Below are 1,462 nucleotides of genomic sequence, written 5' to 3' on the forward strand. Positions count from 1 at the left end.
CCGTTCACCGTCGCCAGGGTGTCGTCAGCGTTCCAGCTGACGCACGAGCCATAGTCGGGCAGGGCGACGCCGAAGGGGGTGGGGAAGCCTACGGCGTAGGCGGCCACCCAACGCGCGGCGTGGACCGGGCTGAACAGCCCATCGGTGGGGGCGGACACGGCATGGGCCTGTAGCACCACTTCATCCGGCACGGCCACCACATCGCACAGGGCCGGGGCGGGCAGCCAGGTGGGCAGGGCGGTGATGGACAGGCGCGTCGTGCCCAGCCGGGCGCGCAGCGCCGTCAGGAAGCGGGCATAGAAGGGCAGTCGGGATGTGGGGCAATCATGGTCGATCTCCAGCCCCGCCACCGCGACTCCCGCCTCGCGCCAGCGCCGCAGCGGCGCGAGCGCCGTGTCCACCAGGGCCGCCGGATCGGCCTCCGTCAACCGGCCATCGATGCGCACCACCAGGATGACGGGCCGGCCGGCCAGATGCGCGCGCAGCGACTCCAGCCGCCCGTCGTTGGCCCCATCATTGGCCAAGGCCGGGGCCGCGCGGCCCTCCACCGACACCTCCGCCGCCAGCACGCGCCAGGCGGTGACATCCGGCGCCGCCTGGTCCATGGCCTGGCCCAGGGCCGGCGTCCAGGCGCGCTGCCAGACATAGATGTCGTTGGGGACATGGTTGGGCGGAACGGCAGGTGGCGCCGGTGAGCGGGGCGGCAGCAGGGCCGCCGCGGCGGCGCCGGCGCTCACAAGAAACAGGGCGGCCAGGAGGATCCGGGGCCTGGGGAGCGGCATGGAAGGGTGGAGGCAGGCAAGGTCGGCGGGAAGTCCCATTCTACCGCCGTCTTCGCGCCCTCCGATACCGAATTTCCGTTCCTCTTAAGGGTGGCTCAACGCTTCAGGTTGACGATGGCCACACCGCTCAGCGCCATCAGGCCGCCGACCACGCCCATCAGGGTCGGCACCTCGCCCAGCCAGAGATAGCCCAGCAGCATGGCCAGCGGCGGCGCGCAGTACAGGAAGTTGCTGGCGCGGGCGGCCGGCATGCGGGACAGGACGACGGACCACGTGGCGTAGGCGACCAGGCTGGGCATCACGCCCAGGTACAGGGCGGCCATGAGGCCGGGCATGGGGGCGACCTGGGCCTGGGCGTAGGCGCCGGGCAGCCAGGGGGACAGCGCCAGCGCCCCCACCACCATGTTGCCGGCCGACACGGTCAGGGCCTTGTGCCGGGCGAACAGGGGCTTCTGCACCACCGTGGTGACGGAGTTGCAGAGGGCGGCGCCCAGCACCAGCAGCGCGCCCCAGCCCAGCTGCAGGCCACCGCCCACAGCCTCGCTCCCCATTGTCTCGTTCAGGGCGATCAGGCCGATGCCGCTGAACGACACGGCGGTGCCGATCCAGCCCCAGCGGCCGAATCGCTCCCCCAACAGGAAGGAGGCCAGCACGGCGGTGATGATGGGATTGACGTTGAT

General features: G+C 71.8%; 2 protein-coding genes. Both read right to left on the bottom strand.

Annotated elements, in window-relative coordinates; genetic code table 11:
- Positions 1-737: DUF3142 domain-containing protein (locus I55_RS24870; protein WP_159107268.1), on the bottom strand; the 737-nt coding region annotated here is incomplete at its 3' end.
- A 140-nt stretch (positions 738-877) separates the two neighbouring features.
- A partial coding sequence (locus tag I55_RS24875) for a DMT family transporter (protein ID WP_044563413.1) occupies positions 878-1,462 on the bottom strand: 585 nt, incomplete at its 5' end.

Source organism: Azospirillum sp. B4, from assembly GCF_000333275.1.
GTDB lineage: Bacteria > Pseudomonadota > Alphaproteobacteria > Azospirillales > Azospirillaceae > Nitrospirillum.